The following is a 23417-nucleotide window of genomic DNA, read 5'->3' as shown; positions in this document are numbered from 1 at the left end:
CTGGAACGGCATTTTGGGCTTTAAAGATAGCATTTTAGCATACCCACTGCCTCAGACTAGCTAGGAATGATAAGGTCCTGTGGCAGACAGTGGCGGCGTCGGAGATATGTGCTTAACGGGAACGAATAGCAGGCCAGCCATCAGAATCAGAAATGCGATAAAAAAAGGGGATATGTGATCCGGAAGCTGACCCGCCAGTACAGGCCCGGCAAAGGAGCCGATTGACGTTGCAATGGATTGCAGGGCAAAGGTTTTGCCCAATCGAGCACCTCCAATTCGTATGAAGAGAGAGGCCAGCGCTGGAAAAATGATGCCTTTGGCTGTTCCCAAAATAAACAGGATGATGCCTATTGTCGCTTCGGGCGTGGTGGCGAGTGCATAGAAGCTTAAAGACATCAGAATAATGCCACAAAGTAGCCTGACCATCGGTGAATATTTGTTCAGAAAAAGCAAACTAAGCGTACAGAGTGCTCCCAAACTGATGATGGAAAAAAGCAATCCGGTGGACATCATGGACGCAGAACCGTTATTTCGTAATGGGATCTCATAAAATAAAATGCCTTGTGCGCACGCCAAAACAAAAGGTAAAAGCAGGTAGCGCCAATTGAATGGTAACCGCGTCTGTGCTGCCGAGAGTGGAGCAGGTGTCGTATGACCATCAGATAATTGGGCCTGCGGAGCGGGTGCTTTTTTGGGTAAGGTGAAATAAGCCATAAGCCCCGTGATTACGAGAATGATGCCAAGGGAACTAAATGTCTCGCTAAAGCCAAAACTGGCTACGATAAATGCGCCTGCGGCTGGAGACAGAACAGAGGCCAACGTATGGACGACACCATGCCCCGACATATATTTACCCTGCGTAACCGGATGATCAGACAGTTGCGCCAGCATGGCCAGACAGGCTGGAGATAAAAAAGCCAACACATAGCCACTAATCGCACGCAGAAAAAGTAATTCCCACGGTGTATGGATGTACGATTGAATGATCAGGATCAGGCCTGCAGCTGTCAGGCTGAACATAATATATCGGCGACTGCCGTGTTTGTCGACTTTGGGACCTGCCATCAAATTGCCAGGCAGGTGAGTCAGAGAGTAAATCCCCATCATCCAACCGATAAAGGTAGGAGCTGCCCCCAGAGAGATGGCGAATGGCGTCAAAATAGGATATTGCGCATGCAGATCAAAAAAGGCAATGAACAAAAAGAGATACAGCCAGAGGGCTGTTTTCATGTGAATGACCCCCTTTCCCTAATGTAAACTTTCATGTTACTTCGTATTGGCCCTTCCTAAGTTGTACGCTGGATTAGACGAACATAGACCACTTTGTATGGACAAGAATTGAAAGACAAGGTATGTATAAGACCTAAGCTGACAGGACATTGCGTAATCATGTATAATTACAGAGACAATTTTGCAATTCGAATCATGTAGTTGAAAACGGGAGTGTAGCGAAATGGATAAGGGCGTCTGGAGAGAGTTTTTGGAACATAATTGGCAGATTGTTCAAGATAATTGGCTGTATATATTAATTGGGCTTGTCCTATTGTTAGTCATATTGAAGGTTGTAAGAACTCTCATAAAATGGCTGATTGTCATCGTCGTAATTGCAGGCTTGCTTATCTACAGTGGCATTTCCTTTGAACAGGTCGGCAAGGTCGTTACTCAGGCAAAGGATGATGCGATTAACAAGGTTCAGAGCGAGGCCTTGAACATGATGATCAAAGAGGGACGGGATGCCCAATACACATCCAACGCGGATGGTACGTTTTCGGTAACCAGCTCCAACTTGGAAGTGAAAGGTCCATTTGATGGTGACAAGGTCAAGGTATGGTTTCAGGGGATGTCGCTGGGCGAGTGGAGTATGGGCGATACCGTCAAGAAATATATCGAAGGTGCGAAAGGCTCGGCTGTAACACAGTCGCCACAGTCGCCGTAGAGACAGGAGGAACACAATGAAACCATCCTGGCTGGAGCCTATTCTTCATTGGAATGGCGTGACGGTGTTTTTAATTGTCATTGTACTGCTGTCGTTGATTCAGGGCTGGAGACGAGGAGCTTCCAGATCTGTAGGGGCGCTGTTTAGTCTTATTGTGGATGGCATACTGACTGTAGCGGGTATTTTGTGCTCGCTAGGATTAGCCATGTGGCTTTCACCGAAGGTGCAACAATGGCTGGCAGCTTACATGGAGCATTTGCCACAGCGAAAACTAAGCGGGATTGAGCAATTTTATTATACGCTTGTGGCGGGGATAGAGGGTTTTCCGCTGCTGCGATTCGCCGTATTGTTCATGCTCAGTTATGCTATTGCCCAGTTTATACTGCGTGCCATTTATGTGTTGATGGTAGGTGGAAAATCAGATTCCTCCCTCCATGAGCATCCAAAAAAATCGGGCTTTTTCAGCAGGGTGGCAGGGGCCGGAATAGGTACCCTTATTGGTGGAGCTCGCGCCATGATGATCATAGCCCTGCTGTTCATAGGCGTTAGTCTGTACCCAGACAGCGGGTTTAGCAGCTACGTACAAGCTTCACCGATTTATAAGCAAGGTGCGCAATCGGTTATTGAACCGTTGTCCGGGACTCTGATTAAGGATAAGCTGCCCGTATTTACGCAGGCTGTTACCAAGGAACTGAATGGCATCATGCAGCGCAAATATGAAATAATCGACCGGGACATTCCAAGCGATATCGTTCAGGCAGCGGCCAAGATTACAGAAGGGGCTAGCGGTGACGAGCAAAAAGCTAGAGCGTTGTATGAATGGGTAGGCACCCGTATTAGCTATGATTACAGTAAGGTGGAAGCCTATGAGCAACGTGGTGACTGGCATGAACAGACTCCTAGAGATACGTTTGATACACGTAAAGGAGTGTGCATTGATTATGCCCGCCTGTACTCAATGATGGCTCGTTCGCAGGGGCTACAGGTCAAGGTGGTGACAGGCCTTGGGTACAACGGACAGGGAGGATACGGGTCCCATGCCTGGAATGAGGTATATTTGAGCGGACAGAATCAGTGGGTACCGCTAGACCCGACCTGGGCGCAAAGTGGGGACTGGTTTAATCCGCCTGGTTTTGCCCAAACACATATCAAGGATAAAGTGATTTAATAAGGAGTGGAAAAGGGCACATGAGAAAGATAGACAACGAGCAGGGAACAGACAATGGGACGTCTGATCGAAAAAGATTCAGCTTTCGGATCAATCTGTTCTTTTTCAGCTCGTTCATTATATTTACAGTCATCATTGTAAGATTGGCGATACTTCAATTCGTGGATGGACCTCAGCTCAAGCAGCAGGAGGCCAGTAATGTTACCAAAAATGTACCACTTACGCCGATTCGCGGAACGATTTATGATTCCACCGGGCAGAACAGACTAGCGTATTCTACACCTGTACAATCGCTGTATATCACGCTCTCCAAGAACTACAGTGATGGTATGGAAGAAAAGCGTGATAATGACAAAAAGCTATTGCCTGAGCTGGAGAAAATGACACAGAAGCTGGCGAATCGCTTTGCTGAATATGGGAATAAAGATGAGCCGAAAATGACGGCAGAGCAAATTATGGACGCTATGGACCGTAACTATCAGCGATTTAGCGGTTTTACGCCGCGTCTGATTAAAACGAATCTTAACAAAGATGAAGTGGCCTATTTTATGCAGCATAAGAGTGAGTTCCCGGGCATAGATGTCGTAGAGGAAACGGTACGTCATTACGATCCAGATACGGTAGCTGTCCAAACGGTTGGCTACATTAAAAGCTATAAAAGTGCGCGTGAAACGTTGGATAAATATAAGAATATTCAAAAATCCATGTCAGCTGAAAATGATCCGGGCCTCATTTATATGGATAACGAATCTGTTGGCTTTGATGGACTGGAATATCAATATCAGGAACAGTTACGAGGGAAAAATGGCTATAAAACGGTTCCGATTGATCCACGCAATATGCCGGAAGGTGTAGATTCTGTTACTCCTCCGCAAAAAGGAAATAATGTATATTCTACGATTAACAAAGAAATTCAGGTTAAAACGGAAGATGCTATTATGGATCAATTGAGATGGCTCCATTCACACGCTGTATCTGGCAAGACCCATCCTTATGCTAAAACAGGCTTTGCTGTGGCTATGGAAGTGGATACAGGAAATGTGGTGGCGATGGCTAGTATGCCGGATTATGATGCTAATTACTGGCAGACCGGAAATATATCTAGCGATAATTATAAAAAAATACAAAATGTATACTTGAATGGTACTATTCGCTCCTTTGGATCGGGCCAATCAGGTCAACATCCAGAGTCGGTTGTCCTACTTGGCTCCACCATTAAGCCGCTTTCTGTGTTAGTAGGACTGGAGGAAAATCTATTCAGTACCTCATCGTATTACCAGGATACAGGAGCGGCTTACTTTGGGCGTAATAATTCGTCACGAGTTCGGAATTCCTCGGGTCATGTGTACGGCGGGTTGGACCCAGCTTCTGCCATTCGGCATTCCTCCAATGCATTTATGGTCGATATGGTGGGCAAAAGATTGTACAACAAATACATTAATAATGCCAAGGAAGATCAAGGTGTGAATGTATGGGACCGCTACATGAAGGAATTTGGACTAGGTGTTTCTACGGGTGTAGATTTACCAAGTGAATGGTCTGGACGCAGAGAGTATGCTCATAATTCGAAAGAGTCTTCATTATCTAAACTTGCATATGCTTCTTTTGGTCAGCAGGGTAAATATACAACGCTTCAGCTTGCACAATATACAGCAGTATTGGCTACCAAGGGTAAACGGATGGAGCCGCATTTGGTCAGTCAAATTAAAGATACCAACGGCAATGTAGTTCAAACGTTTAAGCCGAAAGTACTAAATGAAGTAAAATTTCCGGATGCCTACTGGAATGAAGTCATACGCGGGATGGCAACAGATGTCAGCGCATTTAAAGGTTTCCCTTACGACTTTGCTCGCAAAACGGGGACATCGCAGCAAAGTGTAGGCAGAGAATTGAAAGATAATGGAGTATTTATCGCCTTTGCACCACGTCAGAATCCTAAGCTGGCCGTAGCCGTTGTCATACCGGAAGGAGGCTTCGGGGCTTGGAGCGCCGGACCTGTGGCACGTAAAATCTTTGATGCCTACGATGAAGTTTATGGATTGGATGGGGTACCTAAGAAAAAGGATGCCACAGCAACCGATCCTAACACTACCAAACAGCCATAATCATTTTATACGATATCATTTCATGAAAGCTTCTCTTAGCCTTTAGGCTGCGGGAAGCTTTTTATGCTTTTTCTACGTTTTCTTACAAAATTGTCATCTGGGAATTCATCGTTTATTGCTTTGGATATGGTAGGATCAGGAATATAAAAACCTAACTGAAAGGAGTAATGACCAGCTAATATGGACAGAGGAAGTTTGGATAAAAAGTTTTCATTTAAAAAGAAAAATGTTGAAGAGAATGAAGGGTCGCGAAAAAAACAGACGGTTTTACGAACCAACCTACTGTTTTTTGGTGCTTTTGTGCTGTTTGCCCTGATCATTACCAGACTGGCTGTATTGCAGTTTGTACAATCGGAGGAGCTGAAAGGGCAGCAGCAATCCGTAAATACGAAAAATGTCCCGTTAGCCCCGAGTCGCGGCACGATTTATGACTCTACAGGTACGGTTAAGCTGGCGTATTCGACTTCAGTACAGTCCTTGTATGTAACTTTATCTAAGGATTATAGCAAACGTACGGAGAAAGACCGCAAGCCGGGGGGAAAGCTGCTCCCTGAGCTCGATGCTTTTGCTACCAAACTTGCTGCCAAATTAAACGAACTGGGTCATACCGAAGGGGAGCAACTTAATGCAGAGGAAATAAAAAAGCGACTGGACCCGGACTATAATCAATTTAGGGGATTTACCCCGCGATTGGTCAAATCCGACTTGAGTCGGGAGGAAATCGCTTATTTTCTGGAGCATCGGACAGAATTCCCTGGTGTAGAGGTTGTAGAAGAAAGTGTACGCCATTATGACCCGGATCGGGTGGCGGTACAAACGATTGGATATATGTACAAGTTCAAAGGAGCTCGAACGAACCGACCCAAATATAAAGAGCTCTATGAAGCGAATTCGGAGGTCCTAAGACCGGAACAGGTGTATTCGGAAAGTGAAACGGTTGGATATGATGGCTTGGAGCTTCAGTATCAGGACGAGCTGAGAGGAAAAAACGGATATAAAACGGTAGAGGTCAATCCGCGCAGCATGCCGGAGGGCATTGAATCCATTACTCCACCGGAAAAAGGACATCATCTATATTCCACCCTCAACAAGGAAATTCAGCAGAAAACCGAACAGGCCATTATGGATCAGCTTCGCTGGCTTCATACTCATGCCGTATCGGGGAAGCTTCATCAAGACGCGACCACTGGCTTCGCTGTAGCGATGGAGGTAGAGACCGGAAATATCGTAGCAATGGCCAGTATGCCGGATTATGACTCTAATGTATGGAAAAGTGGGAGTACCTCGCCTTCGGTATATGACGAAATCCAGCATAAAATGGGAAATGGGACCATTAAATCTGTACCTAGCGGAAAAGCGGGTCCACATCCAGAATCCTCGGTTCTTCTGGGTTCAACCATTAAACCACTGACCGTGCTGATCGGGTTGAAGGAAAACTTTTTTTCTCCCGGACAAACTTATCTGGATACGGGAAGTGCGTACTACGGCAAAAATCGCTCCAGCCGGGTTGGGAACTCTAGCGGACATGTGTATGGTTCTTTGACACCTAGCAGGGCAATTGAGGTCTCGTCAAATACGTTTATGGTGGATATGATCGGCAAGCCGCTATATGGCAAATACGGAAGTAATGCAGGGGTGCATCAGGGAATTGACGTATGGGACAAGTATATGAAGGAATTTGGATTAGGCGTACCGACTGAAGTTGATCTGCCGGGCGAGTGGGCAGGCAGACTCGAGTATACGAGCAAAAAGGAAAGTGCGTTGACACGTTTGGTACAGGCATCCTTTGGTCAGCAGGGAAAGTATACAGCCATGCAACTAGCCCAGTATACGACTGTACTGGCAACAAAGGGCAAGCGTATGCAACCTCATTTGGTCAGCAAAATTGTAGATGATCAGGGGAATCTTGTACGTGAATTTAAGCCGAAGGTACTGAATGAGGTCGCTTTTTCAGATACGTACTGGAATACAGTGATTCGGGGTATGGCTACGGATGTTAAAGCTTTTAACGGATTTCCCTACGATTATGCCCGTAAAACGGGGACTTCCGAGCAGGTGGTGGGACGTACGGTTAAAGATAACGGGGTGTTCATCGCTTTTGCTCCCCGTCAAAATCCGAAGCTGGCAGTAGCGGTCATCATTCCTGAAGGGGGCTTTGGTGCGACGAGCGCGGGACCGGTTGCGCGTAAAATATTTGATGCGTATGACGAAGTATATGGGCTAGATGGTACTCCTAAAAAGCCTCTGGCAGCAAAGTGAGGACTTGAATTTTTTTGTGGGCTTCTCTTTTTCATGGTAAAATGTCGTTGGACATAAGGGACATACAGGAGGAAGAGACACTATGGGAGAGAACCAATATAAATACAAACTGCTTGCGCTCGACATGGATGGAACTTTACTGAATGATAATCATGAAATTTCCTTGGAAACGATTAACTGGATTAACAAGGCGATACAGGAAGGGATCCATGTATGCTTGTCCACCGGACGTGCAGCGATGCATGCTCTGCCTTACGGTCAGCAACTCGGCCTGGAGACGCCAATGGTAACCGTAAACGGCAGTGAGGTGTGGAAATCACCCCACGAGTTGTGGCGTCGTTATTTACTTGATAAGGAGCTCGTTCGTAAGATGCACCAGATTGCTGTAGAAACAGGCTCCTGGTTCTGGGCTTACTCAACGGAGGAATTATATAACAGAGATCGTTGGCCGAATACATTGGACACACAGGAATGGCTTAAATTCGGTTATAATACGGAAAATGACGAAATTCGCCACCAAATTTTGCTGAAGCTTCAGGACATGGGTGGACTTGAAATCTCCAATTCTTCAATGACGAATCTGGAAATTAACCCAGCTGGTATATCCAAGGCCAGTGGAATCGCTGAAGTGTGCGACCTGCTTGGCATTACTCTGGAGCAGGTGGTTGCCGTTGGCGACAGTCTGAATGACCTGGCTGTGATTCAAGCGGTTGGACTGGGCGTAGCCATGGGGAATGCTCAGGATACGGTTAAAGAAGCCGCTGATGTGGTCGTGGCTTCGAACAATGACGACGGCATTGTAGAAGTGATCCGTGATTATGTGCTTGTGTAATAAAACGAATGATGCAGCTAGCAGGATGAATGGACGAGAAGGAGGAGGCCCATGGACGTTGTAGGCTGGATTGTTGTTATTGTGCTATTCATTGTGGGCATGGCCGGGGCGGTATATCCCGTATTGCCGGGGGCGCTCGCCATCTATTTTGCATTTTTTGTATACGGCTGGTTTTTCTCGTTTGCTCCATACAATGCACTGTTTTGGATTATACAAACACTAATCGTCGTTGCCCTTTTTGTTGCGGATTATGCTGTGAATGCGTGGGGAGTTAAGCGATTTGGTGGCTCGCGCCTGTCAGCGATACTGAGTACTATCGGGATTATTATTGGCCCCTTTGTTATTCCGGCATTTGGCCTGATTTTGGGACCATTTATTGGCGCTGTGCTAGGTGAGCTGATAAGCAAAGCCCCGCTGGACCGAGCTATTAAAGTGGGCTTTGGCTCTGTGTTAGGCCTTTTTACCAGCACCGTGATGAAAGTGATTTTGCAGCTTGCCATGATTATTGTATTCTTAATTTGGGTGTTATAACCCGAGATTCGTTATCATTTATTATGATTTGCAGAGACAGAATCGACATGCGGCTCCGCACCGGTGATGGCTCAGGCCATGACAGTTTGTGCGGGGCTTTTGCATGCGTGTGAACAGCAAGAAAGAAGGGAACGCATTTTGTCCAATAAAGAAACATTCCTTAAAGGTACGCTTATTTTAGCCGCTGCCGCCTTGGTGGCCAGAGTGCTTGGTCTGGTACAGCGTGTTCCACTGGAGCATCTGCTCGGTTCCGTCGGGAACGCCTCGTTTACCATTGCGAACAACGCTTACTTGATGCTGCTCACGGTGGCTACGGCCGGCATTCCAAGCACGTTGAGCAAAATGGTTTCAGAACGTTATGCACTGGATCGGCCTTCGGAAGCGCGACGTGTGTATCGTGCAGCTTTAATATTCGCGGCTGCGGCAGGCATTATCATTACAGCGCTGCTGTATTTTGGAGCGCCTTATTTTGCCGAGCATGTAGCAGGGGTTCCGCAATCCGCTTTGGCCATTCAGGCTTTGGCACCAGCATTACTGCTGTTCCCTGCCATTGCTATGATGCGTGGATACTTCCAAGGGCGCGGTAATATGACCGCAGGCGGTATTTCACAAATCGTGGAGCAGGTTGCACGGGTAGCGACCGCTATTATACTCGCTTTTATTATTTTGAAGCTGGGTTATGGAGATCGCGAGGTTGCAGCTGGGGCCTCCTTTGGGGGTGTCATGGGAAGTCTTGGCGCTCTGGCGGTCATGTTGTACTACACGGTAAAATTGCGTCGTCAGGATCGACAGGATCGTCAAGATCAATTCCAAGAGGAAAGCTCCGCGCTACCGATGATGCGCATTTACAAAGATATTTTTAAGCTTTCCATTCCGATTGTATTGTCGTCTCTGACCGTTCCGGCGGTCAACTTTATTGATACCTCGATTGTGGTGAGACTGCTGTCTGGTCAAGTGGGGTTGGATCAGGCGACTACTCAGTTGGGTTATCTAGGCTCTCGGGCACAGAGTGTGGCGGGAATTCCGCCGATTTTGGCCATTGCGCTCAGCCAATCGCTCATTCCGATCATTTCAGCGGCATTTGCTCGTAAGGATGAGCAGCATTTACAAAATCAGATGACGCTGGCTTTGCGTATCTCTATTTTGACTGGAATGCCGATTGTGCTGGCTTTATGTGTGACCGCCTATTCTATTAATGGTTTACTGTTCAGCTCGCTTGGAGGCAGTGGTATCATCGCTGTTCTGACACTCGGAACGATATTCCAGATTACGATGATGACTTCTAATTCGATATTGATCGGTATGGGCAAGCCGCGTATTTCAATGGTTAATGTCATGGTCGGGATCGTCGTCAAGTTTGCAGCGAGCTGGCTGCTGGCTGGTTGGCTTGGGATTTACGGGATCATTGCCGCAACCGGATTATGTTTCCTCGTGATCACGTTGCTGAATTTGCGTGTGCTTAAAGGGATCGTCTCCTTTTCCATCATGGGCCGTCGCTGGGCAGGTTTCTTAACCGCAGTCGTCGTCTCAGGAGCTATCGGATACGGTGTAAATGAAGCCTGTATTCTGCTGGTGCATCTGATGCCTGCGCGTGTAGCCTTCTTCATCGCATGCTGCATTGCCGGAGCGACTGTACTGGTATGCTACTTGGTGTTGCTGGTTGTATTGCGCGTATTGCGCAGGGACGAGCTGGGCAACTACCCACGTATGTTGCAAAAGGTACTACGTCCGTTAATGCGCCTACAGCGTGAGTCCACAGGACAGCGAGGCTAAAAGAGCTCTCCAGTCTTTCAGTGGAAAGGTTGCAAGCTGTTATGGGCAACGTGGGCCATTGCTGTTTTTTGTATGCCATGGCGATGCTCGTGGCGCATGGCAAATAACAGCGGTCGCCTTGGTTCGCTTAGATGCCCAAGTGTGGAGCCGTCCTGAAACCAGTCATACCGGGGGATTGGATCATAAGTTGTATCGGACCAGACGGCGTTCAGCTCCGGGCTGTACAGACGTTGTCCTGGCGGTAGCCATTCATGTGCTAAAAGCGTTGCACTTTCATCTGGAGAGTGCAACGCTTTTTGTTCATTCGGGGTGAATAGTCCAGGCCAATAGTCGCTGCGTGAACCCGTATGCGGCACACTGTTAGCGAATGCTGATGCCTGGTCCAGCACCTGCTGATGGCCGAAGAGCATAGCATAGAGACTTTTGCCAAAGCCGATCCGCTCGTCCAAATGGCCGAAACGCTCCATCACTAGTCCAGCAAGCCCACCGTTTAGCCCAAGTGGAAATATAACCTGATTAAGCTGGAGCCAGTCATGCAAATAAAAGCCCGGCTTGTGTGTCACAAATTTTTGAAAATACGGATCTTTTACCACACGTCCTTCAATATAGTTTTGTTCATTAATGATGAGCGCCACAGTCAACAGAGAGCTATCACGCCATGCCCAGAAACGTTCCCAAAAGGGCTTCATGAATGGCGAAACGTGAAAATAAGGCAACAAATGAAAGCAACTCCGACCTAAATGACGGCTGTGCATGTAAAGTTGCAACTGCGGATAAGCGTCTTGAAAAATAAGGGCGTTACAGCGCTCCAGTAGCCGATACAGCCATTCCTTTTCCTGCTCGCCGAATAGGTTGTCAATCAGTCCCCCTTTCAGATCGGTCATATGATAGCCGCCATTACGAGAAACCAGGTGGGCCAGTAATGCCCAGTGTAACTCCGGGTAGCCACGATAGCATTCAAGGTAAGCAGCAGTGCGGGTAACGTTGCTGCGATTCTCCTGTGCTGTATCGTTCTTGATCCGCTCCAGCAGCTCACAGTCTGTTTCGCATAAGGGCATATTCAGAGAAGAGGGACGCGTAGCGGGTCCGTTCACCAACATTAACGCTTCAGCTTCATTCATAGCGGCCTGTGCTGTATGATAATCCCACGCTAGTTCACGCAAGGGGTAGCGTAATTTGCGGGATTCGGTCCAGGCTGCCCGTTTGCCTTCCCAAGCTTCCTCAGCAACACGGGGAACGGAACCCAGTAACTTTAGCCCTCCCTGAAGCTGTCGAGATGCCGTATGGAGCCATTCGGTAAGAGACATGACTAAATAACCTCCTTTCCAACTGCAAGCATCCCCGTATCCTGCCAAGTAAGTTGGGTATGCTGTTAGGATGTCGTCGTTTATGTGGTGGATTCTTAAGTATATCTTTAGTATGCCTCAATGAGAGGGCTTCCAATCGGCATGTGAGCAGAATGGGGGAGTGTGCAAAAGCTTCACTTGGCGTTACAATAGAAAGTGCAATCTTTTCAGTATAAAAAGAATTTAAGGAGGAATCATCCATGCAAAAAATCGTCTCTCATGAAGACTTTAATAAGGCAATATCCACTCCGGGCGTAACGGTGGCTGTATTTAAGGCGGACTGGTGTGGGGATTGTCATTTCATTGATCCGTTCATGCCTGATGTGGAACAACAATATGCAGATAAGCTTACATTAATTGAGATTGATGTAGAACAGGCCGAAAGCGTCAGTCAAGAGCAGAATGTATTGGGGATTCCTAGCTTTATCGCTTACAGTGAAGGGCGAGAACTGGTACGTCTGGTGAACAGACTGCGCAAATCCCGCGAGGAGATTGAGCAATTTTTGGATCGGGCTGTTGAAGTCCATGCGAGCTTGGCAAAATAATGAATGCTGTACATGCATACATGAAGGTTCCAAATTGAATTTTAAACATCAAGACATTCAGAAAGCCGCTTCCTTTCAAGGGGGCGGCTTTCTCACGAACACGTTCACATTTTGTCAACAAAGCTCGTATGTCAAGGAACGATATATCAGTTATAATTACTATAAGTGATCATTTCACAACATATAAAGTGAATAAATATTATATTTGGAAGGATACGGGTGAATTTGAATAACAAAATTAGAATATTAAAATGGCTGGCACTCGTAACATGTATTGTCATGTTTTTGGCTACCTTCGGTGGAGGTGTTGTGACGCGGACGGATTCGGGTCTGGGCTGTGGCCGGGAATTCCCGCTATGCAATGGTAAGCTGGTTCCGGCACATACGATCGCATCCCTTATTGAGTTCTCTCACCGCTCCGTCAGTGCCATGGCCGGGATTCTTTCTATCGCCTCATTTGTTGGCTTTTTGCTGTTTATGAAGCATCGAAAGGATTTACAGCTATTCTCGCTGCTCACGCTCTTGTTTGTGATCATACAAGGTGCAATGGGGGCGTTGGCTGTCATATTCTCCCAATCAGCTGCGGTCATGGGACTGCATTTTGGCTTTGCGCTTATCGCTTTTGCCAGTGCGACTATGATGACGCTGGGGGCCTGGCAGGAGCATGCGGACTCACGCCACACTCCGCGTCTGATTCCTGGGCCTGTCAGTCGGGGCTTTCGTAATTTTATATGGCTATCGACGATCTATACCTATATTGCTGTCTATTCAGGGGCGTTGCTTAGTCACTCGGTCATCCAGAAGGTTGTAAATATTGGAGGCTTCATATCTCCACTGTTGCTTCATCAGATTTCAGCCGGTCTGCTGTTCGTCATTATCTTGGCTGTGGGTCACTACGCATACCGTTATCACCCGAATCACCGGGACATCCGTATATTGGGTGTTGTATCGGTCTTGTTAATCCTGCTTCAAGTGGTGATTGGAATTATCTTGCTGTACGTCAACAGACCTGAAATCTACATGTTTATCGTGCTGGGGCATATGCTGGTGATTGCATCGTTGTTCTCCATCTTGGCTTATCTGAGCTATCGTGTATGGCAATTGTCACCGGATCGCAAGCTTGTTCCGACCCAAGCACAACGTACCTAAGCATTTCATAGATCATAGTGAAGCGGATTTTTGCCCAAGTGGCGTTTAAACACGTATAATAGCATATAAGAAACAAACCAGGCCCACGAGTTTCTCGAGGGCTTGATTTGCTTAGGAGGAATCGTCCAGTTGATCTACCAGAATTTGCGCCAATTTATTGAAGCACTGCGTAAAGAAAATCATCTTAAAATTATAGAGGCACCTGTCGATCCTTACTTGGAGCTGGCTGAGATTCATCGAAGAGTCATTGAGGAAGAAGGGCCGGCACTGCTGTTCACGAATGTAAAAGGAACTCCGTTTCCTGTAGCCAGTAATCTGTTTGGCACGAATCGCCGTGTGGACATGGCTTTTGGCCCGCGCCCAGAGCAACTGATGGATGCGATTGTAGGAGCAACCAAAACATTGTTTCCACCTACACCCAAAGCATTGTGGAATGAACGTGGCCTGATTAAGGACATGCTAAAAGTAGGCCTAAAAACAGTATCTCATAGCGAGGCTCCTGTATTGGGAGTTCGCCGTACAGAGGCTCCGCTGGCACCACTGCCTAAAGTGACCAGTTGGCATGAGGATGGAGGACCGTTTATTACCCTTCCACTCGTGTATACCGAGAAGCCAGGTCAGCCCAAGGATCATAATCTGGGGATGTACCGCATTCAGATTTATGATGATCAGACGACGGGCATTCACTGGCAAATTCATAAAGGCGGCGGTTTCCATTATCATGAAGCGGAGCTGCGTAATGAGCCGTTGCCTACGACGATTATCATCGGTGGCCCGCCTGCTCTGATTGCGTCTGCCATTGCTCCAGCACCGGAAAACTTGCCTGAGCTGTTGCTGGCTTCGCTTATTATGGGAGGCAAGCTGCCCATGACAGAGGACCCGCTTGGGGGTCATCGGATTCCAGCAGAAGCAGAATTTGCAATCAGCGGTTATGTGCCACCTCATGAACGCCGTCCGGAAGGCCCGTTTGGCGATCATTTTGGATATTATTCATTACAGCATGATTTCCCTGTATTTCATGTCAAACATATGCATCACCGCAAGGATGCCATTTATCCGGCAACCATTGTAGGTAAGCCTCGGCAAGAAGACTACTACCTCGGTGAGTTTTTGCAACGTCTGCTGTCGCCTGCCTATCCGCTTGTGATGCCTTCCGTCAAGTCCCTGTGGGCGTATGCGGAAACGGGCGTACATGCGCTGGCAGCGGCAGTCGTACGTGAAAGCTACTCCCGTGAAGCGCTTGTATCCGGTTTTACCATTTTGGGTCAAGGTCAATTGTCATTGACCAAGTTCCTGATGCTGACAGATCGAGTCATTGATTTATCTGACTTTAACCTGCTGCTGGAAACCATTCTGGAGCGATTTAATCCAGCAAGGGATTTATTTATTTTCAATCACACGTCACACGATACACTCGATTACACAGGCCGCAAGCTGAATCATGGCAGTAAGGCGATCCTGATGGGAATAGGTGAGCCTGTACGTGAATTGCCTCGTGCTTATGAGGGAAGCGATCTGCCGGGGATTCGTGAAATTGAACCCTATTGCGGAGGTTGCCTCGTCGTATCGGGTGCGTCTTTTGAGCAAGATCCTGAGCTGGCGGCACGTGTTTTGGAGCGATTAGCTGCGGGTGAGCAAGAGTGGCCGCTCGTTTTCATTGTGGACGATGCCAAAGAAGTCGTTCGCTCTCAAGCCTCGTTCCTATGGACGGTATTCACTCGCTTTAACCCGGCTACGGATATGTACGCGGACAGCGAAGTGCGTTTGCATCATCTGAACTATAAGCTGCCGATTGTAGTGGATGCGCGTATGAAGCCGGGGTATCCGGATGAGGTGTTACCGCGTGAGGATATTGTTAAGCTTGTAGATCAACGATGGACGAGTTATTTCGCTTGACGCCCTAATTAAACCTACAGCCGGATTTTACATTTATAAGGAGGCGTAAGCATGATACGCAAGCTACTGGGTGAGCCGCCACGTGTGAACAAGGGCATCTTGCTGGATGCCATGAATAGCATGTCAGATATGTTAAACCTGCTGGAGCGGCAAATTCAGGCTGGTGGAGATCCGACCCACGATTTTCGGAAGGCGGATATTTTGACACGTGGTCTAATGTCATCTCTGGATGAACTGGAGCAGAGCCATCATGCTGCCGCCTTTTTCCGTATGAAAGTGAAAGCCGGATATGCTGAAGATATGAGTGAGGATGAAAAATCCGACTATGCATTGTATGTTTTCTTTTATAAGGATGGGTTTGTGAGGGTATTTTCCATTTTGGATAAGCTGGGCAACTGGCTGAATGATCTGTATGATTTAAAAACAGGGCAGTATAAGGCGCATTATTCGTATTTTACCGTGTTGCGGCAACTCAAGTATCTCAAAATGCATCCTGTATTGACCGATAATTTAAATGATATCAAGGATACATACAACGATGCCATCAATCGGCTGCGTAAGCGGCGGAATACGGAGATACACTATATGAATACGGAAATGCAGGATGATCTCTGGCAACGACACCGAGCTTTGTATGGAAAAATCCAATTGGAGGACCTCGATCACCATTTGGAAGATTTGCAGCAGGGCTTGGAAATGGTGTGTCGGTCGTTGTCAATCGCCTTTACTTATACTGCGAAACAATGGGAGAACCGGGCAGTACGCCCAAAAATATGATAGAAAATATCCTTTGACAAAGCAATGTAAACTATCTATACTGAAACCTAGTTTCAGAAAAATGCTTGAATTATGTTTTTTTATATAAACTTAACGGACAGCTAAAGCTGGAGTTTAACATATTTTTCTTATCCAGAGAGGTGGAGGGACTGGCCCGATGAAGCCCGGCAACCCGTTCTTTCCCGGTGTAATACACTGGGAGGGAACATGATGGTGCTAATTCCTACAAAACCGCTAGAGTTATAGCGATTTTGGCAGATGAGAAAAGGATCGCAAGGTGGGGCCCTTTTCATTCTGTGAAAGGGGCTCTTTTTTGTATAAATAAATAGCGATTTTATACAATCCTGAGAGATGACAACTGGTAAAAAGGGTAAGGAAGAAGTGAAGGGGGTCGCAGCACGTTGATAGAGCTTAAGCAGTTAACCAAGCATTATGGCAAAGGCAACCGACGCGTTAATGCGCTGTCTGGGTTGAATCTTTCTATACAGCGTGGAGAAATATTCGGAGTGATTGGTCACTCCGGGGCAGGGAAAAGTACATTGATCCGCTGTATTAATTTATTGGAACGCCCTACTTCAGGTGAAGTATGGGTAGACGGGGTAAACCTCACTACTGTGAGTCAATCCCAGTTACAAATGCAGCGCCGAAAAATCGGAATGATTTTTCAGCATTTTAATTTGTTGTCTTCGGCGACGGTATATGACAATATTGCATTTCCGTTGCGGCTGGTAAACACGCCCAAGCAGAAGTTGGACCAGAAGGTTCGTGAACTGCTGGAATTGGTGGGTCTCGAAGAACACAGTGGAAAATATCCGTCACAGCTCTCAGGTGGACAGAAACAGCGGGTAGGAATTGCACGGGCGCTGGCTAGTGATCCTCATGTATTGCTGTGTGACGAAGCGACTTCGGCGCTTGATCCGCAGACGACGGGGTCTATCCTGAAATTGCTGCTGGATATTAATCAGCGTTTTAATTTAACCATCGTGTTGATTACACATGAAATGCATGTCATTCAAAGCATTTGTGATAAAGTTGGCGTCATTCATCAGGGCGACATCGTGGAGCAAGGTCCGGTGGCGGAAGTATTTTTGAAGCCGCAGCACCAGGTAACCAAGGACTTTATCCAGCGGGAGTCAGAACATCCCGAGGAGTTGCAAGCAGCGATTGCGGCAGCAGGTGAGGGCGAGTCGGCGCAGGTGGTACGTATCTCCTTCTTGGGCAGCAAAACATATGATGCGATTCTGTCGCGTACGGCTCGAAGCACTGGGGTTGATTTTGCGATCTTGCAGGGAACCATATCTACGATTAAAAATGTACCCTATGGTCAGCTAATCGTTCGTTTTGAAGGAAATCATGAGGATATAGAGCATACGCTGCGCGAAGTGTCTGGGCAAGGACTTGATGTGGAGGTGATCGGACAATGAGCGAACTTGATTTTTCACAAGTGAGTTGGGAAGAGCTAGGGAATTCTACTATGGAAACCCTTCAGATGCTCGGTGCATCCGCATTGTTCACCCTCATTATTGGTTTGCCGCTCGGCATATTATTGTTTCTGGCGAGCCGCTCCTCGTTGACTCTGATGAAGGTGATATACATTGTATTATCATTCATCGTTAACATTTTACGTTCCGTGCCATTTATCATTTTGATCGTTGCACTTATTCCTTTTACACGATCGCTGGTAGGTACCTCGACCGGGGTGTTGGGAACCATCCCACCATTGGTTATCGGGGCTGCCCCATTCTTCGCACGTCTTGTCGAAACGTCTCTGCGTGAAGTGGACAAGGGTGTCATTGAAGCCGCACAAGCAATGGGGGCCTCGACAGGACAAATTATCCGGCGTGTGCTGTTACGTGAGGCACTTCCGGGACTGCTAGCCGCATTAACCATTACCGTCGTTACACTCGTATCCTACACGGCAATGTCCGGGATGATCGGGGGCGGTGGACTGGGTACACTGGCTATCAACTACGGCTATTATCGTTATGAAACGGCTGTAATGATCGTTGCGGTCGTGCTGATGGTCGTATTGGTTCAATTGCTGCAAATGGCGGGAGACCGTCTCGTGCGGCATTATACTCGAAAATAGGGAAAACATATAGATATCCTTATTGATCAGGACGTCTGCTCCTGAATATTACAAATTATTGGAGGGGTAATAACATGAAGAAATGGGTATTGGCTGTATTAAGCTTGACATTAATTGCGGTGCTGGCTGCTTGCGGCACAAAGAGCACAACATCGGATACAAATAATGCGGCCGAAAATACAGGCGGATCACCACGTGAAGTGGAGCTGAAAGTTGGAGCTTCTCCTGTGCCGCATGCGGAAATTTTGGAAGCAATCAAACCTCAGTTGGAAAAGGAAGGGGTTCGTCTTCAAGTCGTTCAGTTTAACGACTATGTACAGCCGAACGTTCAATTGTTTGACAAGCAGTTGGATGCTAACTTCTATCAACATGTACCTTACTTGAATGTTATGAACAAAGAGCGCAAAATGAATTTGGTTTCTGTGGGCGCGGTTCACCTGGAGCCTTTCGGCATCTACTCCCAAAAATATAAAAAGCTTGATGAACTCCCAGATGGCGCAACGGTAGCCATTCCGAACGATGCAACAAACGGAGGCCGTGCATTGTTGTTGTTGGAAAAACAAGGTCTGATCAAGCTGAAAGACGCAAGCAACATTGAAGCTACCGTAAAAGATATTACTGAAAATAAGAAAAACCTGAAATTCAAGGAGCTGGAAGCGGCTATGCTGCCACGTCAGTTGCCTGAAGTGGACATTGCGTTGATCAACACGAACTACGCTCTGGAAGCTAAGCTGAACCCGACGAAAGATGCACTGGCACTGGAAGATAAAGATTCTCCATATGCTAACGTTCTGGTAGCTCGTCCTGATAATAAAGATTCTGAAGCGATTCAGAAGCTGCTTAAAGCTTTGCAATCCCCAGAAACTAAAAAATTCATTGAAGATAAATACCAAGGCGCAATTATCCCGGCATTTTAAGTAGGGAACGAGAACACATTGCACGCAAACCCCAGATTCTCTTGAACAAGAGGACTGGGGTTTCTTTTGGATAGAGTTGTAGGGGAAGCTTAAATATTTTATACTTGGGGGTGACCGTTCTCTGTGAACAGGAGGAAAATTGTTGAGAGATAAAGTCGCATTCATAACGGGTAGTGCCAAAGGTTTAGGTAAAACGACCGCTCTGCGTCTGGCGAATGAAGGCTGTAATATTGCGCTGAATTATGTGCATAGCCAAGCAGAAGCCGAAGCGCTTAAGCGGGTGATTGAGTCTAAGGGAGTACGCTGCCTGTCTTTACAAGGGGATATCACTGTTCAGAAAGATATCACGAGGCTGATTGGTGAAGTCCAGGATCGGCTAGGCGGAGTCGATATTATGGTGAACAATGCTGGACCGTTCATCCGGGAACGCCGCCTGTTTGCGGATTACAGTGTAGCTGAGATTCATACCATGATACAAGGGAATCTGGTCGGTACCATGTTGCTGGATCATTTGGTATTGCCTCACATGCGTAGCCAGCAATGGGGACGTATTATTCATTTTGGCTTTGGTCATGCTGGAGAAGCGAGGGCTTGGCCGCATCGCGCCGTCTACGCAGCCGCCAAGGTGGGGCTGGTGTCTTTTACGAAGTCACTGGCTGTGGAGGAGGCTCCTTATGGCATCACGGTCAATATGATCTGTCCAGGGGATATTCGAGGAGCAAATAAGGAAATGTCAATCGCCGATGTCATCGGCATGCAGGATAAAGAGACACCGCGTGGGCGTCCGGGGAGCGGAGAGGACATTGCGCGAGTGATCGCCTATTTGTGTGAGGAGCATTCGGATTTTATAACAGGCAATATTATGGATGTATCGGGAGGATTGGACCCCATTCGGCCAACCATATAAGCTTGAGTGATCTCTCAGACGCTGTAACACAAAAAAGAGTCTTGAGCTTCGTTACCGAAGTCAAGACTCTCATGATCATTATGCATCAAGCATTAAAATACTTGTACCACTTCTTGGACGCCGTCGACTTCTTCGAGAAGAGCGCGTTCAATCCCTGCTTTCAGCGTGATTGTGGAACTTGGGCAACTGCCGCAAGCGCCTACCAGCTTCAGCTTAACGATGCCGTCTTCAACGTCAACCAGCTCAACGTCGCCGCCATCGCGTTGCAGGAACGGACGGAGCTTATCCAGTACATCTGCTACTTCATCATACATTTGAACGCTTTGTGTTTCGCTCATTAGAATTCAACTCCTTTCCTATACCTTTATTATTATATTACAAAGCGGGCCAAATTAAAATGCCCGTCATCCAAAGCAGGTGAAAAAATGTTAAGACCTATTATTGAGTTTTGCACCAGTAATATGCATTGGGGCACTGATGAAATCATGTCCAAGCTGGAACAGAATCCAGATTATGATGTGATTGAATACGGCTGCCTAAGTAATTGCGGTCAGTGTAACGCGGAACCCTATGCGATGGTCAATGGTGAGATTGTATCCGCAGATTCAGCAGAGCTTCTGTACGAAGTGATTATGAACAAAATTAAGGAAGCTGAAGCATGGGATAACCTAGACTTGGATTGAAATATAATGCTCTGTTAGCCCATACACGCAATATACAAAGAAGACCTGCTTTGGGAGCGGGTCTTCTTTGTTTGTTTAGCATGATCAGCCAAAATGGCGTTTGGACTTCCAGAGCACACCGCTTTTAAGCAGGCGTGGTACACGGCCGCGCAATGAAGTGCTGCCCATAAAGCCATAGCCGAACCCGGCCTTCTTGCCAAGTGCGCCTAATGTACCGCGCAGCTTTAAAGGATGCGGGTGAGGCGTTTGACCTTTCCATAGATCACGTACAATATGTGCGATTTGTTCCCCTTGCACCTCTGCTGCCTGAGCGCTTGGAGAGTAGGGAAGGCTCGCACAGTCTCCGACCACATATACCTCTGGATGATCTGGTATTTGGTAGTAATCGTTGAGCACGATACGACCCTGAGGGTCTTTAGGGACAGCTAAATCCTGCACGATTTTTACTGGCTGAATCCCGGCCGTCCATACCACTGCATCCGTTACAATTTGCTCGTCACGGTTATAAATAGCCCCCGGCTCAATACGAGAAACCGCAACATGGTTCAGGGCATTAACCTGATGCTCCTTGAACCAAGCATGTACATAGGCAGACAAACGTTGCGGGAATGCTGACAGCACCCGCTCGCCCCGATCCATAATGGTAATATTCAAATCCGTGCGGCTTTCACGTAACTCCGCTGCAATCTCAACACCGCTAAGACCGCCGCCTACAATATGGACATGTCCATATGGCTTGATTTCGTTCAAGCGCAGATAGGTTTGGCGGGTATGGTTAAACGACTGGATCGTACAGCTGTGTTCTTCAGCCCCCGGTGTATTGTGAAAGCGGTCGGTACAACCCAACGCAATGACAAGCTGATCATAGGGCAAGGGTTCACCGTCTTGAAAATGGACCATTTTATTCTCCAGATCCATCGAGGTGACCTCTCCGTATTTGCGAATAAGACGTTGCTCATCTGGAAAATGCACCCGCAAATCAAAATCAGAAACCGTACCTGCTGCGAGGGCATAGTACTCTGTTTTCAAGCCCTGAAAGGGCATTCGATCCACTAAAATAACTTGAACATCGTCGGGAATGTGTTTATCCAGCAATTCTTTGGCAATGGTAAGGCCGCCATAGCCGCCCCCCAGAATAACGAAATTTTTCATCAAAATCCGCCTTCCTTTCGCTACCGTGTCCCCGGCAAATGGTCTGGTGTCTCGTCGATCTAACACAAGTTTTTGTTGTTATAAAACCCGAGAATCGGGCCTGCCTGTGGCAGACAGACCAGCGTATTCCGGGGCAGCATGATGCTGCATGATGTGAGTAATGGGGATGATATGCTCGCGGGAAATCTGAATCCGATATTACATTTATTCGAAAACTTCAATTTCGTTATAGAAGGTGTCTCGTTCTACAGGTATGCGTCCTGCACCTTTGACCAGCCAGATCAGCTCTTTACGGGTCAATCCGGCAGGGGTCAACGCACCTGCGGCATGGCTGATCTGCTCGCGCACAATCGTGCCATGGACGTCTGATGCGCCAAAGGTGAGAGCGACCTGCGTCAATTGCGGGCCAATATTAATGAAGTAAGCTTTGACATGGTCGATATTGTCCAGCATCAGGCGGCTGATCGCAATGGTTTTGAGATCTTCGTAAGCGGAGTTACGACGCATAATGTTGGCGTTTTTGCTTTTCGGCTGCATGGACAGTGGAATAAATACCATAAATCCGTTCGTTTCGTCCTGCAATTCGCGAATTTGCAGCATATGTTCAATACGATCCTGATACGATTCGACCGAACCGTACAGCATAGTCGTATGAGTTTTCATACCGAGATTGTGGGCCGTGCGATGTACTTCGAGATAGCGGTCCACGTTGGCTTTGGTAACACGCATCTTCTTGCGATATTCGTCGGACAAGATTTCTGCGCCACCACCAGTCAGGGATTGAAGTCCAGCCTTTTGCAGCTCCTCAAGCACTTCTTTAATACTCAAGCCGCTTATGCGTGTGAAAAAGTCAATTTCCGCTGCTGTGTAGGCTTTCAGTGTAACGTGGGGATATTTTTCATTCAGCGCCTTCAATGAGTCTACATAGTATTGGAAAGGCACATGATTATTATGACCACCGACGATATGAAATTCTCTTACCCCCGGATGGATGTGTTGCTCTACATAATCAATCATTTCCTGCCCGGACAACGTATAAGAGCCGTCCTCCCCCTGATCCTTGCGGAAATTGCAGAACGCGCAGCGCGCTTCGCATACATTGGTGAAGTACAGGCTCATGTTTTCGATAAAATAAACCTTTTTTCCGTTCTTGCGTAAATTAGCTTCGTTAGCCAACTGACCCAGTGTGAGGATATCGTCAGTTTCATACAAATATATACCATCTTCGAGGTTCAAACGAATCCCGTTCTGTACCTTTTCTACAATTTCCGCCATTCTGCGGTCTGTAAAAGGTGTAACTAATGTGGACATGCCTATTCCTCCTTCAAGTTGCTCTGTGCGAGGCTGTCCGC

General features: G+C 47.2%; 21 protein-coding genes and 1 riboswitch. Of the genes, 16 read left to right on the top strand and 5 right to left on the bottom strand.

The window, feature by feature from the left end:
- Positions 1 to 60 precede the first annotated feature (60 nt).
- Entirely contained in the window at positions 61 to 1230 is a 1170-nt protein-coding gene (locus ACYCS5_RS09505) for an MFS transporter (RefSeq protein ID WP_459760978.1), read from the bottom strand.
- A 223-nt stretch (positions 1231 to 1453) separates the two neighbouring features.
- Here ACYCS5_RS09505 and ACYCS5_RS09500 point away from each other — a divergent pair, with 223 nt between their 5' ends.
- From ACYCS5_RS09500 to ACYCS5_RS09470, 7 genes are all read left to right on the top strand, one after another.
- The gene (locus ACYCS5_RS09500; protein WP_029518209.1) at positions 1454 to 1936 is read left to right on the top strand and encodes a hypothetical protein; all 483 of its coding nucleotides are present in this window, start codon (positions 1454 to 1456) and stop codon (positions 1934 to 1936) included.
- 16 nt (positions 1937 to 1952) lie between these two features.
- Positions 1953 to 3104 carry a transglutaminase domain-containing protein gene (locus tag ACYCS5_RS09495; protein WP_264217538.1) on the top strand — a complete coding sequence of 384 codons (1152 nt, stop codon included), beginning with the start codon at positions 1953 to 1955 and terminating at the stop codon, positions 3102 to 3104.
- A gap of 20 nt (positions 3105 to 3124) precedes the next feature.
- On the top strand, positions 3125 to 5209 hold the full coding sequence (locus ACYCS5_RS09490) for a peptidoglycan D,D-transpeptidase FtsI family protein (RefSeq protein ID WP_341039981.1): 2085 nt from the start codon (positions 3125 to 3127) through the stop codon (positions 5207 to 5209).
- A 180-nt stretch (positions 5210 to 5389) separates the two neighbouring features.
- A complete protein-coding gene (locus ACYCS5_RS09485; protein WP_459760977.1) occupies positions 5390 to 7468 on the top strand; it encodes a peptidoglycan D,D-transpeptidase FtsI family protein in 2079 nt (692 codons plus the stop codon).
- Between the two features lie 82 nt (positions 7469 to 7550).
- Positions 7551 to 8300: a Cof-type HAD-IIB family hydrolase gene (locus ACYCS5_RS09480; protein ID WP_029518213.1), complete on the top strand. Its 750-nt coding sequence runs from the start codon at positions 7551 to 7553 to the stop codon at positions 8298 to 8300.
- A gap of 51 nt (positions 8301 to 8351) precedes the next feature.
- Positions 8352 to 8831, top strand: coding sequence for a DUF456 domain-containing protein (locus ACYCS5_RS09475; RefSeq protein WP_023990190.1), 480 nt, complete (start codon positions 8352 to 8354; stop codon positions 8829 to 8831).
- Positions 8832 to 8969: 138 nt separating this feature from the next.
- Entirely contained in the window at positions 8970 to 10604 is a 1635-nt protein-coding gene (locus ACYCS5_RS09470; protein ID WP_029518214.1) for a putative polysaccharide biosynthesis protein, read from the top strand.
- A 17-nt stretch (positions 10605 to 10621) separates the two neighbouring features.
- Here the strand turns inward: ACYCS5_RS09470 and ACYCS5_RS09465 are convergent, their stop codons facing one another.
- Entirely contained in the window at positions 10622 to 11911 is a 1290-nt protein-coding gene (locus ACYCS5_RS09465; protein ID WP_029518215.1) for a DUF2515 family protein, read from the bottom strand.
- A 239-nt stretch (positions 11912 to 12150) separates the two neighbouring features.
- Between ACYCS5_RS09465 and ACYCS5_RS09460 the strand changes: the two genes are divergently transcribed.
- The 8 genes from ACYCS5_RS09460 to ACYCS5_RS09425 all read left to right on the top strand — a co-directional run bounded on the left by ACYCS5_RS09460 (position 12151) and on the right by ACYCS5_RS09425 (position 20230).
- Complete coding sequence (locus ACYCS5_RS09460; RefSeq protein ID WP_025723593.1) at positions 12151 to 12495, top strand: thioredoxin family protein; 345 nt, start codon at positions 12151 to 12153, stop codon at positions 12493 to 12495.
- 279 nt (positions 12496 to 12774) lie between these two features.
- On the top strand, positions 12775 to 13644 hold the full coding sequence (locus ACYCS5_RS09455; protein WP_230585119.1) for a COX15/CtaA family protein: 870 nt from the start codon (positions 12775 to 12777) through the stop codon (positions 13642 to 13644).
- Between the two features lie 129 nt (positions 13645 to 13773).
- Complete coding sequence (locus tag ACYCS5_RS09450; RefSeq protein ID WP_459760976.1) at positions 13774 to 15540, top strand: UbiD family decarboxylase; 1767 nt, start codon at positions 13774 to 13776, stop codon at positions 15538 to 15540.
- Positions 15541 to 15591: 51 nt separating this feature from the next.
- Positions 15592 to 16317, top strand: a complete 726-nt coding sequence (locus ACYCS5_RS09445; protein ID WP_069012609.1) for a Cthe_2314 family HEPN domain-containing protein — start codon at positions 15592 to 15594, stop codon at positions 16315 to 16317.
- A gap of 125 nt (positions 16318 to 16442) precedes the next feature.
- Positions 16443 to 16582, top strand: a riboswitch (SAM riboswitch).
- A 136-nt stretch (positions 16583 to 16718) separates the two neighbouring features.
- Positions 16719 to 17741, top strand: a complete 1023-nt coding sequence (locus tag ACYCS5_RS09440; RefSeq protein ID WP_340886339.1) for a methionine ABC transporter ATP-binding protein — start codon at positions 16719 to 16721, stop codon at positions 17739 to 17741.
- A complete protein-coding gene (locus tag ACYCS5_RS09435) occupies positions 17738 to 18406 on the top strand; it encodes a methionine ABC transporter permease (protein WP_069012611.1) in 669 nt (222 codons plus the stop codon). Before ACYCS5_RS09440 ends, ACYCS5_RS09435 begins: the two co-directional genes overlap by 4 nt.
- 74 nt (positions 18407 to 18480) lie before the next feature.
- A complete protein-coding gene (locus ACYCS5_RS09430) occupies positions 18481 to 19323 on the top strand; it encodes a MetQ/NlpA family ABC transporter substrate-binding protein (RefSeq protein ID WP_029518221.1) in 843 nt (280 codons plus the stop codon).
- A gap of 142 nt (positions 19324 to 19465) precedes the next feature.
- Positions 19466 to 20230, top strand: coding sequence for an SDR family oxidoreductase (locus ACYCS5_RS09425; protein WP_029518222.1), 765 nt, complete (start codon positions 19466 to 19468; stop codon positions 20228 to 20230).
- A gap of 92 nt (positions 20231 to 20322) precedes the next feature.
- Here ACYCS5_RS09425 and ACYCS5_RS09420 read toward each other — a convergent pair whose 3' ends face one another.
- A complete protein-coding gene (locus tag ACYCS5_RS09420; RefSeq protein WP_013311836.1) occupies positions 20323 to 20568 on the bottom strand; it encodes a NifU family protein in 246 nt (81 codons plus the stop codon).
- A gap of 87 nt (positions 20569 to 20655) precedes the next feature.
- Between ACYCS5_RS09420 and ACYCS5_RS09415 the strand changes: the two genes are divergently transcribed.
- Positions 20656 to 20913: a YuzB family protein gene (locus ACYCS5_RS09415; RefSeq protein WP_023990179.1), complete on the top strand. Its 258-nt coding sequence runs from the start codon at positions 20656 to 20658 to the stop codon at positions 20911 to 20913.
- 84 nt (positions 20914 to 20997) lie between these two features.
- Here ACYCS5_RS09415 and ACYCS5_RS09410 read toward each other — a convergent pair whose 3' ends face one another.
- Both ACYCS5_RS09410 and mqnE read right to left on the bottom strand, forming a co-directional pair.
- On the bottom strand, positions 20998 to 22065 hold the full coding sequence (locus tag ACYCS5_RS09410; protein ID WP_029518224.1) for an NAD(P)/FAD-dependent oxidoreductase: 1068 nt from the start codon (positions 22063 to 22065) through the stop codon (positions 20998 to 21000).
- Between the two features lie 204 nt (positions 22066 to 22269).
- The gene (gene mqnE, locus ACYCS5_RS09405) at positions 22270 to 23376 is read right to left on the bottom strand and encodes an aminofutalosine synthase MqnE (protein WP_029518225.1); all 1107 of its coding nucleotides are present in this window, start codon (positions 23374 to 23376) and stop codon (positions 22270 to 22272) included.
- Positions 23377 to 23417 lie beyond the last annotated feature (41 nt).

The organism is Paenibacillus sp. SEL3, from assembly GCF_054602585.1.
The sequence above is the reverse complement of the archived record's forward strand: the minus strand, read 5'-3'. Positions and strand labels throughout refer to the sequence as shown.

What these genes read in the sequence shown, in the direction of transcription:
- ACYCS5_RS09455 (WP_230585119.1), top strand. Translation starts at nt 12,775, where the DNA reads ATGTTTTTGGCTACCTTCGGTGGAGGTGTTGTGACGCGGACGGATTCG.
- ACYCS5_RS09490 (WP_341039981.1), top strand. Translation starts at nt 3,125, where the DNA reads ATGAGAAAGATAGACAACGAGCAGGGAACAGACAATGGGACGTCTGAT.
- ACYCS5_RS09460 (WP_025723593.1), top strand. Translation starts at nt 12,151, where the DNA reads ATGCAAAAAATCGTCTCTCATGAAGACTTTAATAAGGCAATATCCACT.
- ACYCS5_RS09415 (WP_023990179.1), top strand. Translation starts at nt 20,656, where the DNA reads ATGTTAAGACCTATTATTGAGTTTTGCACCAGTAATATGCATTGGGGC.
- ACYCS5_RS09445 (WP_069012609.1), top strand. Translation starts at nt 15,592, where the DNA reads ATGATACGCAAGCTACTGGGTGAGCCGCCACGTGTGAACAAGGGCATC.
- ACYCS5_RS09465 (WP_029518215.1), bottom strand. Translation starts at nt 11,911, where the DNA reads ATGTCTCTTACCGAATGGCTCCATACGGCATCTCGACAGCTTCAGGGA.
- ACYCS5_RS09495 (WP_264217538.1), top strand. Translation starts at nt 1,953, where the DNA reads ATGAAACCATCCTGGCTGGAGCCTATTCTTCATTGGAATGGCGTGACG.
- ACYCS5_RS09410 (WP_029518224.1), bottom strand. Translation starts at nt 22,065, where the DNA reads ATGAAAAATTTCGTTATTCTGGGGGGCGGCTATGGCGGCCTTACCATT.
- ACYCS5_RS09500 (WP_029518209.1), top strand. Translation starts at nt 1,454, where the DNA reads ATGGATAAGGGCGTCTGGAGAGAGTTTTTGGAACATAATTGGCAGATT.
- ACYCS5_RS09430 (WP_029518221.1), top strand. Translation starts at nt 18,481, where the DNA reads ATGAAGAAATGGGTATTGGCTGTATTAAGCTTGACATTAATTGCGGTG.
- ACYCS5_RS09485 (WP_459760977.1), top strand. Translation starts at nt 5,390, where the DNA reads ATGGACAGAGGAAGTTTGGATAAAAAGTTTTCATTTAAAAAGAAAAAT.
- mqnE (WP_029518225.1), bottom strand. Translation starts at nt 23,376, where the DNA reads ATGTCCACATTAGTTACACCTTTTACAGACCGCAGAATGGCGGAAATT.
- ACYCS5_RS09505 (WP_459760978.1), bottom strand. Translation starts at nt 1,230, where the DNA reads ATGAAAACAGCCCTCTGGCTGTATCTCTTTTTGTTCATTGCCTTTTTT.
- ACYCS5_RS09435 (WP_069012611.1), top strand. Translation starts at nt 17,738, where the DNA reads ATGAGCGAACTTGATTTTTCACAAGTGAGTTGGGAAGAGCTAGGGAAT.
- ACYCS5_RS09480 (WP_029518213.1), top strand. Translation starts at nt 7,551, where the DNA reads ATGGGAGAGAACCAATATAAATACAAACTGCTTGCGCTCGACATGGAT.
- ACYCS5_RS09420 (WP_013311836.1), bottom strand. Translation starts at nt 20,568, where the DNA reads ATGAGCGAAACACAAAGCGTTCAAATGTATGATGAAGTAGCAGATGTA.
- ACYCS5_RS09475 (WP_023990190.1), top strand. Translation starts at nt 8,352, where the DNA reads ATGGACGTTGTAGGCTGGATTGTTGTTATTGTGCTATTCATTGTGGGC.